Source organism: Prevotella sp. 10(H), assembly GCF_000711235.1.
GTDB lineage: Bacteria > Bacteroidota > Bacteroidia > Bacteroidales > Dysgonomonadaceae > Dysgonomonas.
Map to the genome: position 1 here is coordinate 189509 of NZ_JOMI01000001.1, position 16110 is coordinate 205618.

At 41.3% G+C, this 16110-nt stretch carries 14 protein-coding genes; 2 read left to right on the forward strand and 12 right to left on the reverse strand.

Going from position 1 to position 16110, the window contains the following annotated elements:
- The first annotated feature begins 144 nt into the window (after window positions 1-144).
- Together K348_RS0100835 and K348_RS0100840 are read left to right on the forward strand one after the other, a co-directional pair.
- A complete protein-coding gene (locus tag K348_RS0100835) occupies window positions 145-720 on the forward strand; it encodes an NfeD family protein (protein ID WP_029901988.1) in 576 nt (191 codons plus the stop codon).
- Between the two features lie 120 nt (window positions 721-840).
- Window positions 841-2328 (forward strand): flotillin family protein, encoded by a 1488-nt coding sequence (locus K348_RS0100840; RefSeq protein WP_156032749.1) that lies wholly within the window; start codon window positions 841-843, stop codon window positions 2326-2328.
- Between the two features lie 59 nt (window positions 2329-2387).
- Here the strand turns inward: K348_RS0100840 and K348_RS0100845 are convergent, their stop codons facing one another.
- The 12 genes from K348_RS0100845 to K348_RS0100905 form a co-directional block, all read right to left on the reverse strand.
- Window positions 2388-3563 (reverse strand): class I SAM-dependent methyltransferase, encoded by a 1176-nt coding sequence (locus tag K348_RS0100845; RefSeq protein WP_029901992.1) that lies wholly within the window; start codon window positions 3561-3563, stop codon window positions 2388-2390.
- Window positions 3560-8005, reverse strand: a complete 4446-nt coding sequence (locus tag K348_RS0100850) for a translocation/assembly module TamB domain-containing protein (protein WP_231496722.1) — start codon at window positions 8003-8005, stop codon at window positions 3560-3562. Before K348_RS0100850 ends, K348_RS0100845 begins: the two co-directional genes overlap by 4 nt.
- A gap of 261 nt (window positions 8006-8266) precedes the next feature.
- Window positions 8267-8443 carry an Arc family DNA-binding protein gene (locus K348_RS18935; RefSeq protein WP_081852478.1) on the reverse strand — a complete coding sequence of 59 codons (177 nt, stop codon included), beginning with the start codon at window positions 8441-8443 and terminating at the stop codon, window positions 8267-8269.
- 19 nt (window positions 8444-8462) lie between these two features.
- Window positions 8463-9404, reverse strand: coding sequence for an SPFH domain-containing protein (locus tag K348_RS0100865; protein ID WP_029901996.1), 942 nt, complete (start codon window positions 9402-9404; stop codon window positions 8463-8465).
- Window positions 9405-9541: 137 nt separating this feature from the next.
- Window positions 9542-10057: an alpha-ribazole phosphatase gene (gene cobC, locus K348_RS0100870; protein ID WP_029901998.1), complete on the reverse strand. Its 516-nt coding sequence runs from the start codon at window positions 10055-10057 to the stop codon at window positions 9542-9544.
- Window positions 10054-10818, reverse strand: a complete 765-nt coding sequence (gene cobS / locus K348_RS0100875) for an adenosylcobinamide-GDP ribazoletransferase (RefSeq protein WP_029902000.1) — start codon at window positions 10816-10818, stop codon at window positions 10054-10056. The genes cobC and cobS overlap by 4 nt, the downstream gene beginning before the upstream one ends.
- Before the next feature lies 1 nt (window position 10819).
- Window positions 10820-11857 (reverse strand): nicotinate-nucleotide--dimethylbenzimidazole phosphoribosyltransferase, encoded by a 1038-nt coding sequence (cobT, locus tag K348_RS0100880; RefSeq protein ID WP_029902002.1) that lies wholly within the window; start codon window positions 11855-11857, stop codon window positions 10820-10822.
- Window positions 11858-12256: 399 nt separating this feature from the next.
- A complete protein-coding gene (locus K348_RS0100885) occupies window positions 12257-13552 on the reverse strand; it encodes a folylpolyglutamate synthase/dihydrofolate synthase family protein (protein WP_029902004.1) in 1296 nt (431 codons plus the stop codon).
- 15 nt (window positions 13553-13567) lie between these two features.
- Window positions 13568-14200, reverse strand: coding sequence for a chloramphenicol acetyltransferase (locus K348_RS0100890; protein ID WP_029902006.1), 633 nt, complete (start codon window positions 14198-14200; stop codon window positions 13568-13570).
- Window positions 14201-14439: 239 nt separating this feature from the next.
- Window positions 14440-14895 carry an HXXEE domain-containing protein gene (locus K348_RS0100895; protein ID WP_029902008.1) on the reverse strand — a complete coding sequence of 152 codons (456 nt, stop codon included), beginning with the start codon at window positions 14893-14895 and terminating at the stop codon, window positions 14440-14442.
- A gap of 50 nt (window positions 14896-14945) precedes the next feature.
- Window positions 14946-15533, reverse strand: a complete 588-nt coding sequence (locus K348_RS0100900; RefSeq protein WP_029902010.1) for a DJ-1/PfpI family protein — start codon at window positions 15531-15533, stop codon at window positions 14946-14948.
- Window positions 15534-15587: 54 nt separating this feature from the next.
- On the reverse strand, window positions 15588-16052 hold the full coding sequence (locus K348_RS0100905) for a nuclear transport factor 2 family protein (protein WP_029902013.1): 465 nt from the start codon (window positions 16050-16052) through the stop codon (window positions 15588-15590).
- Between the last annotated feature and the right edge of the window lie 58 nt (window positions 16053-16110).

A 16110-nucleotide genomic window follows, 5' to 3' on the forward strand; every position in this document is an offset into this window, starting at 1 on the left:
CCTTTAAAATAAATTGTTAATTATCACACCATAGTTAACAACAATCTGTAAGGTGGTGCGGGTTTCATTTGGCAGTGTCAAAAAAAATCTTATATTTGTATTGAGATAATAAGACCTAACATTATATACTAAATCAGCACAATTATGAAAGAGTTTTTTTCGAGTATGGACGCTGCACAACAGTTTTACTGGTATGTAGCCATTGGCGCCAGTGTAATATTTATCATCCAGACTATTATGACTTTTATAGGGGCAGATTCCGATACCGGGGTCGATGCTGATTTCGACGGAAATCTGGATGGTGGCGATTCTCCTTTTCAGCTATTCTCATTGAGGAACCTTGTTTGTTTCCTGCTTGGATTCGGATGGACAGGAGCGGCCATGTATGGTTCGTTCGACAGTAAAATACTGCTGGGTGTTGTAGCACTGTTGGTAGGATGCCTTTTTGTCTTCCTTTTCTTTATGGTGATGAGAACGTTGATGAAACTGTCGGAAGACAATTCCTTTAAAATAGAAGACACTATAGGTAAGACTGCCGACGTATATATGAACATACCTGCAGAGAAAAAAGGAAAGGGCAAAATATTTATAAGTGTGAAAGGCTCTACACACGAACTCCCTGCAATTACAAACAGCACAGAACCCATAAAAAGCGGAGCGCTCGTAAAAGTTGAAGCGCTGGAGGGAGGTATATTGCTGGTTACCCCATTAAACCAATAAATAAAACTAACTATATTATAAATCAACTAAACACTTAATTAAATTATGATTGAAGGTATACCTGATATTGCAATTATTATTGTCGTAGGTGCCATTGCGCTGTTTGCATTCATTGCAGCCATGGTATCCAGATACAAACGCTGCCCGTCGGATAAGATACTGGTAGTTTACGGAAAAACAGGAGGAGCATCTGCCAAATGTATTCATGGCGGCGGTGCATTCATCATACCTGTTATCCAGGACTATGCATATCTCGATCTGAAACCAATCTCTATTGAGGCTAACCTCACCAGCGCACTGAGTAAACAGAATATCCGTGTGGATGTGCCCTGCCGGTTTACGATTGCCATTTCTACCGAAAAGGAGAATATGAACAATGCGGCTGAAAGGCTTTTGGGATTGACTACATCACAAATACAGGAGTTAGCAAAAGATATCCTGTTCGGACAGTTACGTCTGGTTATCGCTACCATGATGATCGAGGAAATCAACTCCGACCGCGACAAATTCCTTGACAATATCTCTAAAAACGTAGATACAGAGCTACGCAAAATCGGTCTGAAACTGATAAACGTAAATGTAACCGACATTAATGATGAATCGGGCTACATCGATGCATTAGGAAAAGAAGCTGCTGCTAAAGCTATCAATGAAGCGAAAGTGAGCGTAGCTGAACAGGAAAAAATCGGGGAAACAGGTAAAGCCATTGCCGACAGAATGCGTGATGTTCAGATTGCCGAAACCCACAGAGACAGGGACGTATCTATTGCCGTAGCACAGAAAGATAAGGAAGTAAGCATTGCTGGTGCCGTAAGGGACGAATCTATTGGTAAGGCCGAAGCAGACAGAGATACCCGTGTGAAGACTGCTGAAGCAAATGCGATAGCCGTAAAAGGTGAAAATACGGCTAAAATAGAGATTGCAGGATCGGACGCATTGCGCCGTGAAAAAGAAGCGGAAGCTGCCCGTCTGGCTGTTGCAGCAGAAAAAGTGCAACAGGCGAAAGCTCTCGAAGAAGCATATGTAGCGGAGCAGAAAGCCGAAATGGCGCGTTCGGAAAGGGAACGCTCTACACAGATAGCCAATGTTGTGGTTCCTGCCGAAATAGAAAAACAGAAACTCATTATCGAAGCGCAAGCTATTGCTGAGCAGAAACGCGAAGAAGCAAAAGGGGAAGCCGATGCTATATTCGCGAAAATGGATGCCGAAGCACGCGGTTTGTATGAAATACTTACCAAGCAGGCCGAAGGTTACAGAGATGTTGTGAATGCTGCGAAAGGCGACCCTGTGGCAGCTTACCAGTTATTGTTGATCGAGAAACTTCCTGAACTGGTGAAAACGCAGGTTGAAGCCGTTAAGAATATCAAGATCGATAAGGTTACTGTCTGGGATACAGGAAATGGTGTCGGTGACGATGGCAAAACGTCTACAGCCAACTTCATATCAGGGTTGATGAAGTCTGTACCGCCGCTTAACGACCTGTTCGGCATGGCCGGAATGAATCTGCCTTCCTATCTGAAAGGACAGGCCGAGAAAGATAAGGACGTAATAATTCCTTTGGCTCCTACTGCTACTCCGGTAGAAACAGAGGAGAAGAAAAAGAAATAATCAGATATTTGATATTTGGAATGCCCGCCGGACAAGTTCTGAGCGGGTTTTCTTTTATCTTATACTTTCCGGCAAATCAGCAAAACTTTTCTATCATCGGCAAGGGTGGTTGCAAATATGTATACTTCGCCTCCGTCTTTTAGTCCGGTTTTCTTTCTGATTTCCTGTACTGATAGAGGAAAATTGCGGGTTGTAATATTTGCCTGCTTTATATCTGCCAGATGCAGTTTAATATCTTTCTTATTGAGAGAACTGATAGTCTGTATAGCAAATACACGTCCGGGAAAATTGCTATGCAAAGTATCGGAAGTATATAAATGGCTACTCGGATGCAGCTTATCTAGAGAGAAAGATCTGGCTATACTTTTATATGCACCGCCTTTTAATATGGAAGCATTCGGTTCGTAAAGGTATTTACCGAGATCGGAAGAATAAGATAGAGAAATGTTGTCCTCTTCCTCTTTATCGAAGGTAAATGAATCGGTCTTACTACCTGTAATATTTATACAATGATAGTGTGTTCCACTACTTTGTCGTTTCTTTATAAACAGGAGTTCCTTACATTCATTGCCGACACTGATGATATATACATCCGATACATTCCGCAATGATTTTACCGCTAATGAAATATCCAGCATCGGCGAAAGTTTAATCATTGTCTGCGCGGCTTTCTCTTCCAATAAATCTTCTATCGCAAGGACATTAGGCGTACAATCTTCTATAAGGACTGTTTTACGCCCTGTATTATCCCTTCGCGCAGGATCGATATATACCATATCTACAGCAGGCATGGAAGAAAGATACTCTACGGCATCGCTGTTAATTACCTTTATTCGTTCTAAGCCCAGCTGTTTGAAATTATGAACTGCTATTTTGGCGAGTTCTTCCTGCTGCTCTACATAGCTTGTTTCTTCAAAACTTGCAGACAGAAAAGAGCAATCAACGCCGAAGCCACCTGTAAGGTCTGTCATAGATTTTCCTTTGCATAAGGATGCCTTAAAACGGGCGGTTTGCTCCGAAGAGCATTGTTCTAATGAAAGATGTTGCGGGTATAAAATACGGTCATTGGCATACCACGACGGAACTTTCTCTTTTACAATCTGCCTGCCTTTTATCTGGCGGATAGCAAACTGCATATCAATATCGGGATATAACTTAGATTGCAGGGCAAGAGTATGGATATCGTCCTTCTCATGCTCATTGATAAAGTGTATAATCCTATCGTTTAAGATCATTTCTTCATTCTGATGAAAGGACTCAATGTACTGCCCTTCTGGATAGAATCGGGAAGAAGCGGAGCAATACTATCTCTGCTTATCACTCTCGGACGGGTACGGTGAAAGAGGTCGCGAAGTTCGTCGAAGTCCTTTTTATAGATAATACCTACTCCCTGTGTCTGGGTAGCATGCCCGAGATAATAATATTTTTCGTTGTAATGGTTATAAGCTTTTATACGCCATGTTCCCGCATTGTTGAGCAAGTATTCGATATCGATATCGGTTATCATCGCCTCATTTTTCAGGTTGATGTCGTTTCGGTATCCGAAGTTACCATTTATCAGCAGCCTGTCGTTCAACAACTGACTTGACAGTAAAAGTTCAGCCTCGGTATTTGTCAGTTCGGTATCACTGTATCGTATATTTGTTCCCAGCTGCCAGCGGTCGTCTATCTTGCTTACAATCTTTGTCAACTGGTTTGACAAGGTTGAAGAGGCCAATGCGGCAAAATCGGATGTCTGCGAGCCCGGATTAGCATAACTCGGTGCCTTGAATTTAGACAATATCAACAAATATGCTACCTGTTTATTTATCTCATCCTGTGTATTCAGTATACTTTTCACCTGACGCTCTACTTCGCTGTCAGTAGAAGGTAGTGATATATCCAGCCCTACATTCGGATGCTTCAGAGGTCCGGTAAGGTTCAGGACGCAATTTACAGGAATAGTCGTCTGCCCCACCCTATCGGCTAGGTCTTTATCCAAGTCGTTCAGGCTGGCATTCACTTTATAGATAGCTTCCACATCGAGAGTAGCTTCGAACGGGTCGCCCCTGAACTGCACATTACTACCGTCCACTATATTAAAGCGACGTTCCATAAGCCGCTGGAAAGTAAAGTTATAGCTTCCCCGGTTGATATTATATGTTCCGAAAAGTTTCGGAGAAGACTTCATGTTCCATTCAAACTGCATAGCACCGCTTCCCGTACCTTTCAGTATATCTCCGCCTGCAGGGTCCATTAAAAGCTCCAATGTGGCGTCGGGTGTTGCATCTACATAGAAATGCATATTGATGTCCATTCCGGAATCATTCCGTAGATATGCAGGAAGAGTGTTCGATACAGCGGTTGTATCGGGATTGCTCTTATCCTTATATGTAATGAAAGAATATTCGTTTACAACATCTTCCATAAAGTTCATACGTACCAGCGTATTAGCCTCAGTACGCATACGTACATTGATATCCACGCCGCTTTCATCTCCGCCTATAGTTCCGTTACCGCTACCGAAAACTTTTCCGTAAAATAACGGATTAACGGACGGTGTGGCATTATATACAAGGAAATTATTGGCATTCAGTTCAATGAGATACATAAAATTACTGAACAGGTCATGCGCTACTTTCCCGCTGACTTGAGCCGTATTGTTATACTCATCGGCCATTGTTATATCGTTGAAGTAGATCAGGTCATTTTTCAGATACACCGTATCGGTAAAGTTATAACGGGTATTCAGGAAACGAATTCCAAAACTTCCATCCTCAATAAAAGCCTTGCCTTCTACCGTTACTTTCGAGAAATTCCCATGCAGATGTACCTTCCCCGTACCCCGTCCGGTTATATTGTCGAAGATAGTTTCTGCATATTTATTAAGGAAACCTATATTGATGCTGTCGGCATCGAAGTTTATCGATAGCTGCTGCTTCACAGGATCGAGCGTACCGTCGACCTTTGTCCTTTTGTTCTCATGGCTGACAATCAATCCGTCGAGAACTACCTGACTTGTTTCATCGTCCAGTTCGCTGAACAGGTTCAGATTTCCGAGTTCTGCTCCGTTAAACTTAAAGTCGGTGACATTGAGGCGTGTATTCAGATACGGCTTCTTTTCTATACTGGAAACAAACAGGCTTCCTGTAGCCGCACCTCCGAACTGGAGTGCATCGATAGCAAGCGTCTGGAATATATATTCAAGGTTGATATTTTTCAGCTCAGCTTTTAGTATATCATTGGAATCCTTTTGGGTATATTTTCCGTTTATCTTAATCTCCTGACTTCCATCGTCGTTATATACCCTGAAATTATCGACATCGATCAATCCGTCCTGAATAGCTATATGCGACTTATCCATTCGCCAGTCGGCATTATTGAGCAATAAATCGCTAGGCAACATATCTATATCCACTCTGAACGGGTCTGTTCCGTCTTTAGTCAGAAGAGTAGCAATAGAGAAATTTCCGCGGGCACGTTGCGCACCTGTATTCATCAGCGATATATCAGTATTTATCAGGTTGTTGCTTATTCTGGAATTTATGGCAATGTCGTTTATGGCATCTTTTTTACCTATCACCAGTACATTGATCTTGGCATCTATCGTATCGCACGGATTCTTTATGGAGACATAACCCGATTTAATATTCATTCCGGCAGCTTTTACCGACGGGGCAAATATTTCAAGGTTAAAGTTATTACTCATATTATCGTACGAACCTATTATTTTCGACGGGCTGAGTATAGTCACAGGCAGCTTAAGAATAGTGCTCAACGATTCTGTATTATTCACCTGAAAGTCGAAATTCATCCGATTTATCTGCTCTTCATACTTCTTATTCTCGGATGTCTTAATCAGTGCAGGCAAGTAATGTCCTAAAGTTTGCTTTACACTGCCGACCATAGACAATATAGAATATATACCGTTAATCTGGCCTTTTATCAGATTAGAGTTTAGCGTTAACTGCCTGCTGTCCTCAAATCCAGTTATATTTAACACAAGGCTATCCATTTGGAAAAACTTATCTTCACGGATAAAGTCTATAGAATCTATCCTCACGTATCCCTCTGCATTATCGATATGGCGTCCTGTGAAATCGGCATCCATTACAAATGAGATGTACGAATGTTTCATGTTTTCGGCAATATGGAGATTATCCAGTTGTACGTTTTTCACTTTGGCTTTGAAATTCAGATCGGGATTCTCCTTATCCGTAAGATCAAACAAACCATTTACGCTAAGTAAACCGTTCTCATCGTCCACATCCAGCTGTCCTTCCAGCCTTAAGCCGTCGTAACTGGCATCGAGCGTGATTTCCTTGTATGTATAACCTTTAAAATCAAAATTATGTATATCCCCTTCAGCTTTGCCTTTAAGTTTGCCATGGGTGGGTTTTTCCATTTCCACAGCCAGATTCAGTGAAATCTTGTTCAGGTCTTTATTATCCAAAAGGTTACCCAGTTCAAAATCTGTAGTATAAACCTTTCCCTGCACAAAACTACTGATACCGCTCCTCGGATTCAGACCAAAAAGCACGTCTGTCTTTACAATCCCCAGATCGGTATCGAGACTACCGAATGCAGTAAGCTGTTTCATATAGCCCGATATATCTCCTTCGAACGAAACAGTACCCAGTCTCTTCAACTGGTGAGGCAGGTTAACTTTTTTCGTAGAAAAGTTATTGACTATATCTTCTATATCGTTAATACTCACTGTGAGTTCATCCACACTTCCCAACAGGTACATTTTATCCTTGTCTTTGGCATCCCTGATCTCTGCATTAGCTGTCAGATGCAGCTTTTCCCCAAAGTCGATCGATAATTCCGACAAGTCGAGATTACCGGATGACGCATGAATATTCGCCCTCAAGTTCAACACATCCTTAAAATTCTTCAATGCTGGAACAAGAGCAGCAATATCTTTCGGGGCAATGTATGACGGAGCGATACGGCAATCTACTACTGCATAATCCTGCACCTTAGCCGAATCGCCCGTAGGGGTGAGATCAAGTTCGAATTTATCGAATACAAGCGAAGAAGAAGGCATATCAAGTTCAAATCCCCTGAGTGAATATTTCTTACCCTGACTAACCAGTTTAAAGACAAGATCGGATATTTCCAGTCCGCTCTTCTCTTTCAGGCTGATCTTCTTTACCTGCACATTGAGCGAATCTTCAAGAATGGATTTCACAGTCAGTTTTGCATTCAGATCGGATACGTCTACATGATTGGCATCGAACACCGATGCTTTCCACGGGCGGTCTTTTACATTATAGGAGAAACGCCCATTCGATATATTAACGGCATTCAGTTTGATATCGAGTTTTGCTTTAGGCTTGTCATCCTTCGATTTAAAGGCATCTATGATATACTGAATATTCAGCGGGGCATTCGTACTGTCTTTCGACAGATGCACTTCCATATCGGTCAGCCAAGCGGAAGTAATGACAATCTTACCTTTAGCCAGCGCGAATAAATCTATTCCTGCCGAAACCTTATCGGCCATCAGCACTTTTTCGTTCGATTGGTCGTAAAGGTAGAGGCTATCGATAGCCAATGTATTGAATGGATAAAATGAAAGTTTCTTTATACCGAGTTCTGTGCCGAGTTTAGCTTTAAGTTCCTCCACGATAAGGTCTTTGGCGTATTGCTGAACCGCAGGAGTGTTCAATAAACCAAACAAAATGACAATCAACCCCGCGATTATCAGTAGAAGTGTCAGAAATATTTGCTTAAACCTTTTTATAACTCAATCTTTTAAGTGGTACAAAATTATCAAAAAAAAGAGATTTTTCCTTATCGGCACAAACCTATCTTAATGAAAATGGTAATTGTTAAGATAATTTATGGAAAAATGCTTATAATGAGTAAAGAGGCAATCGTATCGCCTCTTCAATATAAAACATCTGTAAGTATATAAAGTTGAGCCCCTCCCTCATAGACTTTGGGGAGGCTCTTACTCTTTCTTATCTTTCTTAACACGCCCTGCCTTACGCAAAGCCTGATCGAGGATATACTGTATCTGCCCGTTGGTACTGCGGAATTCATCCGCAGCCCACTTTTCTATGGCATCCATCATATCCTGATCGATACGGAGAACAAAGCTTTTTGTAGTCGATTCTTTTTTAGCCACAATGTAAATGTTTACTTAACTAATGGTGAAGCGTACCCGCATTCACAATAGGCTGGGCTGCTTCATCGGCACATAGTACAACCAGCAGGTTGCTTACCATTGCTGCCTTGCGCTCTTCGTCCAGCTCTACTATTTCTTCTCTCTGAAGCTTATCGAGCGCCAGTTGTACCATACTTACCGCACCTTCCACAATCTTTTCGCGGGCAGAGATAATAGCATCGGCCTGCTGACGGCGAAGCATTACGCTGGCAATTTCGGCAGCATAAGCCAGATAGTTGATACGGGCTTCGATAACTTCTATGCCAGCTATTTCGAGGCGGCTATTGAGTTCTTCCTCAAGTTTCTGGCTTATTTCACCATTGTCAGACCGCAGAGTAACGTCAAAATTCTTACTTTCATTACTATCGTAAGCATACATGCCGGCAACTTGACGAAGGGCAGCATCACTCTGTATTTTTACAAAGTTTTCGTATGACTGCATACGGTTCGAAAACTGGACATAAGAATTTGGAGCACCGGGAGCAATGCCCGAAATAGAAGATGTATCGATATCGAACATGGCTTTGTAAGTATCTTTTACACGCCAGACCAATACAGAACCGATCATAATAGGATTGCCTACCTTGTCGTTTACCTTGATTGGCGGAACGTCGAGGTTGCGGGCGCGCAAGGTTATTTTCTTTTTGCTGTAAAAAGGATTTACAAAGAAAAAGCCATTATTTGTAATTGTTCCTTTATATTTCCCGAAGAAAATCATAACCCGCGCATTATTAGGCTCCACGACCATAAATCCGAAAAAAGAAACAGGTACCAGAAAGATACCCAGCATTCCCAGAGGTATAGCCCAGATCAATCCACTTGCAACAGCCCAGATACTAATACCCAATATGACAATATCGAAAAATAAGGCTAGAAAGCCGGAGATACAAGTACCTTTAAATGTTATTTCCTGTGTTTTCATAATTAATTAATTTGATATTAAAATGATATCATAAAGATATAAACAAAATTCAAAGAAACAAATTATTAGCTACTTTTTTTAACCGGAAAAAGATGCCATATCTGACATCTTTCTCTCTGTTTATTTACACATTATTATCATAATTCAAAGACCGATATCTGCCCATATTCCGACAAATCGTCGAATGCCCCCTCCAAATCCGTTTTACCGAAGTACACCTTAAAACAATTGATTACCCCACCATGAGCAAAGACAGCCACCGTAGAATAATCCTGCTCTTTCAGCTCATCCAGAAAAGAAGCCACTCGCTCATACATCTGCCGGAACGACTCCCCGTTTGGTGCAGCGGTATTTACCCAATCTTTTTCCCATATACTCATATCCAGTTTGTCCCAGGGATGCATCTCCCAGTCACCGAAATGAAGTTCCTTCAGCCGGTCATACAGTTGTATGTCTTCGTAGCCGCAATACTCTGCCAATTTTTTTGCACGGCTCAATGGGCTGGAAAAGACGGCATCGAAGTGAATATCCTTAAGGTTTTGCTTCACTATTTCAGCTTCGCTTTCGAAAGTATTTTTCAGCGGAACATCCGTCTGACCATAACACACCCCGTTCACTCCCACTGCCGTATGCCGTATTATATATACTTTCATAAACCGCTCTTTATTGTCATTATCATTACAACTCCCAGATAGAAAGACAGTTCGCACATCAGGAACAATGCTCCGCAGCAATCGCCCGTATAGCCCTGTATTTTCTTTTTCATTAGCAAAATCAATCCTGTAAAGGCAAAGATAGGGAATATTATTGCAGGCCAAAAGCGTAAATCAAGTAATAATATAAGAGGTAATAAGCCGAATATAACAGCAATTAATCCTGTCTTAACCGACATTTTATTATATACTACTTTTGCCTTGCTTGTTTCTTCGTTGCGGGCATAAGGTAAGAATAACGTTATCAATGACGCAGTAAGTTTACACAAAGGGTCGGCTGCAAGAATCACTAAACAAGTCATTTCAAGACTAAACTGGCTCAGCAATGAATATTGCAATAAAAAATAGAATATCAGACTGATAACCCCATAAGTACCAATATGTGAATCTTTCATTATCGCCAACGTCCGTTCCTTTGTATTCCCACCGCCGAAACCGTCGAAAAAATCAGCCAGACCGTCTTCGTGTAAAGCTCCCGTTATCAGCACCCTACTCAGTATAGCCAGAATCACCGCTATAGATAAGGGCAAAACCTGTGCCGTACACCATAATACTCCTGCCATTACTCCCGCTGTGAGCCACCCTGCTACAGGCCAGTAATTCACCACCTGCTTATAATATTCCGCAGGGACGTTAAAGGCCTTCAGCCGCCAGAACGGCAGGCGTGTAAAGAAAACAAGGGCGGCAGCAATATTCTTCATCCTAGAAGTATTTTGTCACTTTTATTTCTTTAAAGGAATGCATCTCGTTTATCATATGTATAGCGGAAGCCACAATCGGGTAAGCGCACAATGCTCCTGTACCCTCTCCCAACCTCAAACCGAGATTCAGTATCGGTTTTGCTTTCAGGTAATCGAGAACCAGCTTGTGTCCTGCTTCGTCGCCCTGATGACCGAAGATAGCGTAATGCAATACATTTTCGTTCAAGCGGGAAGCCATCAGCAGGCAGTTTGTCATAATGAAACCGTCGACTAGGATAATCATTTTCAGTTCCGCAGCCTTAAGCATCGCCCCTACTGTCATTACCATTTCATAGCCGCCGAAATAGCGCATGATATCTTCGGGCGAAGTATCTCCCTTATAGTTTTCCATCGAACGCTTCAATACATTGTACTTGTGGCTGATAATATTACCCGTATGGTCGCAACCCGCACCGATGCACTGGTCTAGCGGAATTCCCGTCAGGTAAGTCATCCACAGCGAAGACGACGATGTATTGGTTATTCCCATTTCGCCAAAGCCGATTACATTACACCCCTCATCGAAGCATGCCTGTGTACATTCTGCACCGTACCGGACAGCCTGTTCCATTTCTTCATGCGTCATTGCCGCTTCATGCAGATAGTTGCGGGTGCTTTTGCGTATCTTCTTATCTATAATAGGGTCGTCCTGCTTAAAATCGAAATTGACGCCTGCATCTACTACTTTTAGGTTGAAACCGTGCTGACGCGCCAGGAAATTGATGCCTGCACCGCCTGCCCAAAAATTCAGAATCATCTGATAGGTTACTTCTTGCGGCGATGGGCTTACTCCCTCTGCGGCTATGCCGTGATCGCCTGCAAAAACAATATGGCAGGGATTAGTAAGTTTCGGGTTCAACGATTGTTGTACCCAGCCTATTTGCATGGCAAGGTCTTCCAATACGCCTAACGAACCTTTAGGCTTTGTCAGGTTATCTATTTTTTCCTGCAGATAGGAACGAACTTCGTCGTTTGGTTTTTCGATATTGAACTGTAGCATTATTGTTATATTGTTAGTCTATAATCAGTGGTTATAAAAAGTAACAAAAGTAACGGAAATCAATTAATAATTAGGAATGAATAATTAATAATTTCCGGTTTCATCCATTGCTTTGTGTTAAATTGAATTGTTAAAAAGTAACGAATGTAACGGATTTTCCAGTTAGCAGTCAACAATATTTCTCGCAAAGACGCAAAGTCGCAAAAGGTAACAAAAGTAACGCTTTGAGAGCAAAGTTGACAATTGATAATGGACAATGAAAAACAAAAACTCGTAACCTGTAACTGCCCGAAGGGCGAAGTAACTCGTAACTAAAATCCTATTTCAAAGAACGACACAAGCCAATAGCAATATACTATCGGCCCACATATTATAGATAAAATTATTCTGATTTTTAACTTACTTATAGCCCAGATATTCCAAGGCGTCGGCTACTACGAAGTTACTGCCGCCGATAAAGATAAAATCATTCGGCGCAGCCCAGTCTTTTGCAGCCTGTACAGCTTCGGCAACGGTAGGATAAGAATAACCCATAAGGCCTTTCTTTTCGCCCAATGCCCTCAGCTTCATTTCGTTCATCGAGCGGGGAATTGCAGCCTTTGTGAAGTAATAGATAGCATTGCGGGGCAATAACGACAGTACCGCCGAGATGTCTTTATCGTTTACCATGCCTAATATAATATGCAGTGTAGAATACCGTTCGCTTTTAAGCTGACTGACTATGTATTCCATTCCCGCAAGGTTATGTCCTGTGTCGCAGACAATCTTCGGATGCATATCCTGTATGACCTGCCAGCGCCCCATCAGCCCCGTAAGTTTTGTTACGTAGGCAAAACCATTATATATAGCTTTCGACGGTATTACATTGCCCTGCTTCTGCAGTTCCTTTACGGCGCAAAGCACTGTTGCCGCATTTTTCTGTTGTGCATAGCCCGACAATTCACCTTTCAGGTGCAGATAATATTTCGTATCGAATAGCCATCCGCTTGCTGTTTTCAGGCTCGACTGAATAATATGATCGTCTTCGGCAAATGTAATCGGGGCTCCTACCCTTTCGGCAGTTTCCTTAAATACATTCCTTACCTCTTCATCTTCTGCTTCGCCTATTATTACAGGTATATCTTTTTTGATAATTCCGGCTTTCTCTGCAGCTATTTTATCCAGTGTATTACCCAGAAACTGCATATGATCGAAGCTGATATTAGTAATAATGCTCAAAACGGGAGTTATAATATTCGTACTGTCGAGCCTGCCTCCCAAACCGACTTCAATAACGGCGATATCGACCTCCATGTCGGCAAAGTACTGGAAAGCCATCATCATTGTCAGTTCGAAAAAAGAAGGTTCTATCGGTTCAAAATCTTCGCGGTAGAGATCCACGAAATCCGTAACGTATTGTTGTGAAATTTTTTCTCCGTTGATGCGTATACGTTCCCGAAAATCGAGCAGATGCGGAGAAGTATACAAACCTACTTTGTAGCCTGCTTCCTGCAGAATAGCGGCCAGCAAATGAGAAACAGAGCCTTTGCCATTGGTTCCGGCAACGTGTATTGTCTTATATTTGGTGTGCGGATGAGAAAAATACGCATCCAGTTTCAGGCTGTTGTCGAGGCCCTCCTTGTATGCATTGCCGCCTGTCTTCTGGTAAACCGGCAATTGATTGTATAGATATTCTACTGTCTCCCTATAGGTCATTATAATTTTACTTTTTTAATCTGAATGGATTTGTTCATTTAGTTCCCCCAAAAATTGCCCGACATGCAATCCGTCCATTACGGCATGATTTACAGTTATAGAAACAGGCATCATCATTTTTTGTTCTTCGCGGAAAAGTTTTCCCGTAGATATTTTAGGTATCGAGCCCTTACTCCCTAAAGACATGGTATGTTTCATCTCGGTAAATTGCACCCATGGCACGGATGAATAATGTATTACATCGTTCCTGAGAGCATTCTCGTCCATACCGATACCCGATGTATGCTGTATTTGCCGGATAACGTCCGATGCATTCTGTCTGAAAATGTCTATATCGGTATCGTATTCGAAGAAAGAAAAAGAGAATGTTCCGTCTTCGCGCCCGATAGTCGATGCCGGATGAATGATATCGTAACAAAAAAGCTGTTCTCCCTCTATCCTGTATCGGAATAGCTCGACAGCATTTACCGCCTGCATTATCCGGTGCAGTGAATTGAGAAAAAAAGAAGTGCCTGTTGCTGTGCTATGCTCATAAACAGGTGTAAAATCGACATTGGTTGTCATACCGAAAAAAGGATCGTCAAAAGCCTTGAAAAAATAAAAATGTTCTTTCCGGTTCCAGTCTTCGATATCAATAAGAGTCTTCACAATTCTTCTACTTTTTTGATGGAAGTGTATCTGTCTTACTACCCGATAATGTCCCTGAGCGGACAAAATCCAAAACACAAATGTAGTTACATTTTTATTATTTGCACCCGTTGGCGTGGTATAAAAATAGGAGAAAGCGGATAAATGTTGTTTTATTTAATTTTTTTACTGATTGTATAAAGTTGAATCCTTACGGACTTATGTATGAGAAACGACAGATAGCATATAATCGTTTAGGTTTATTTTCCCATTTTATTCTTTATCATCTGCAAAATCACCGGAAACGACATGATAAGAAATCCGCCTATAAGGCTTATCAGCATAAACGGAACTGTCAATATCCCTCGATCGTATGCAATCTTATATGCCCATACACACAGCGGTATAAAGAAGAAAACGGATGTGATCAGCCCCGGTGAAAATTTCCGTTTTACAATCGTAGTTCCAATATGCGCAAATAGTGCATTCACAGCAGCCAGCCCGACAAAAAGATATGCAAAGACAGGACAGTCGCAACCCACTGCCGAACAGCAGATACCTAATACAATAACTGCAAAATTAGCTATCAGAAATTCCGTCCATTCCATTTTCAGGCCGGAAGTCTTTTCCGCCCATGTTTTCCAGTCCAGTACATATTCTTCGAGAATATGAGCCGAATAAGCGACTGTCAATGCCCAGAACGGTACGTTTTCCATAGTTGAAAGTATCTTTCTTCTACCCGAAAAAAACAATTAGATTGATTTGCTTAAAATCCCATAGCTGTTTTTACTACTGCCGTGTCTTCTTCTGAGGTCAGCATTTTTAATAATTCAAATGCGACTCCCGCGGCTGTCTCCGGGCAATAAGAGGTAATAATATTATTATCGATTACTATTGGCTCATTAACAACATTCACTCCAAATTCTTCCAGCTTTTTTTGAAAATATCCGTCTTTTAAGTGATAAGTAGTTGCTCTACGATTTTTAAGAACTCCGCTTTTTCCTAAAGGGAAAGCCGCAGAACAAATTGACGCTATGATTTTACCTTTTGTATTAAATTCCCTGATTAATTCTAAAAATCTTTCATCATACACTTCTTCATAAAAGCCAAATTCACTAAATCCACCCGGTATTGCTAAGGCGTCATATTCGTCAACGTTTATTTCTCCAATGGTTTTATCTACAATGACAGGTATATTAAATGTGCTTATAACTTTTTCAGTAAAGCCACAAGTATCAACGAACAAATTATGTCCATAATCCACTCTGGCCCAACCAAGAACATCTATAAAAGCAGAAAACTCCATGGTTTCAAATGCCTTTGCCAAAAACACTAATACTTTTTTATCTTGCATATTTTTTTAAATTGTGATTTTGTCAAATACCAAAGTTACTTCTATCCCGGTATTTTACATGTGTGAATGGATGATTTTCCAATCTCCTTTCACTTTCGAATATATTAATGTCCACGCAAACTTTCCTGTTAAAGTGCGGCCGTCTTCGAGCGCTAACGAATAGTTTCCCGATGTGGTGAGCAATGCTGCATTGTCAGCCAGAACTGTAATCTTTTTATCGACGACATTAATTTCCTGCGATATGCAGCCTCTCTTCTTTTCTTCAAAATCTGCCATTACCTGACTGAAAAGCTGAAAGAATTGCCCGTTGACAATAAATCCGGCTTGTAAACTATCATCCACATTATCCGCCAGCATTTTAGAATTGAAGCTTTCGGAAGCTTGGACACTTTTCTCAAAAGCCGTTGCAATCTCAGAATTGATCTTCTCTTTTTGTTTATTAGTCAGTTCTTGTGAATATCCATTCAGGCTGATACAAAAAGAGATAGCGATAAATAATAAATAAGATAAAGTTTTCATGTGTTTTGCTTTTATATTAGATTTTTTCCTTTATGGCAAGAAATTAACTATCTTTTTA

What these genes read in the sequence shown, in the direction of transcription:
- cobS (WP_029902000.1), bottom strand. Translation starts at nt 10,818, where the DNA reads ATGAAGAATATTGCTGCCGCCCTTGTTTTCTTTACACGCCTGCCGTTC.
- K348_RS0100840 (WP_156032749.1), top strand. Translation starts at nt 841, where the DNA reads ATGGTATCCAGATACAAACGCTGCCCGTCGGATAAGATACTGGTAGTT.
- K348_RS0100845 (WP_029901992.1), bottom strand. Translation starts at nt 3,563, where the DNA reads ATGATCTTAAACGATAGGATTATACACTTTATCAATGAGCATGAGAAG.
- K348_RS0100885 (WP_029902004.1), bottom strand. Translation starts at nt 13,552, where the DNA reads ATGACCTATAGGGAGACAGTAGAATATCTATACAATCAATTGCCGGTT.
- K348_RS0100895 (WP_029902008.1), bottom strand. Translation starts at nt 14,895, where the DNA reads ATGGAAAACGTACCGTTCTGGGCATTGACAGTCGCTTATTCGGCTCAT.
- K348_RS0100900 (WP_029902010.1), bottom strand. Translation starts at nt 15,533, where the DNA reads ATGCAAGATAAAAAAGTATTAGTGTTTTTGGCAAAGGCATTTGAAACC.
- cobC (WP_029901998.1), bottom strand. Translation starts at nt 10,057, where the DNA reads ATGAAAGTATATATAATACGGCATACGGCAGTGGGAGTGAACGGGGTG.
- K348_RS0100835 (WP_029901988.1), top strand. Translation starts at nt 145, where the DNA reads ATGAAAGAGTTTTTTTCGAGTATGGACGCTGCACAACAGTTTTACTGG.
- cobT (WP_029902002.1), bottom strand. Translation starts at nt 11,857, where the DNA reads ATGCTACAGTTCAATATCGAAAAACCAAACGACGAAGTTCGTTCCTAT.
- K348_RS0100905 (WP_029902013.1), bottom strand. Translation starts at nt 16,052, where the DNA reads ATGAAAACTTTATCTTATTTATTATTTATCGCTATCTCTTTTTGTATC.
- K348_RS0100865 (WP_029901996.1), bottom strand. Translation starts at nt 9,404, where the DNA reads ATGAAAACACAGGAAATAACATTTAAAGGTACTTGTATCTCCGGCTTT.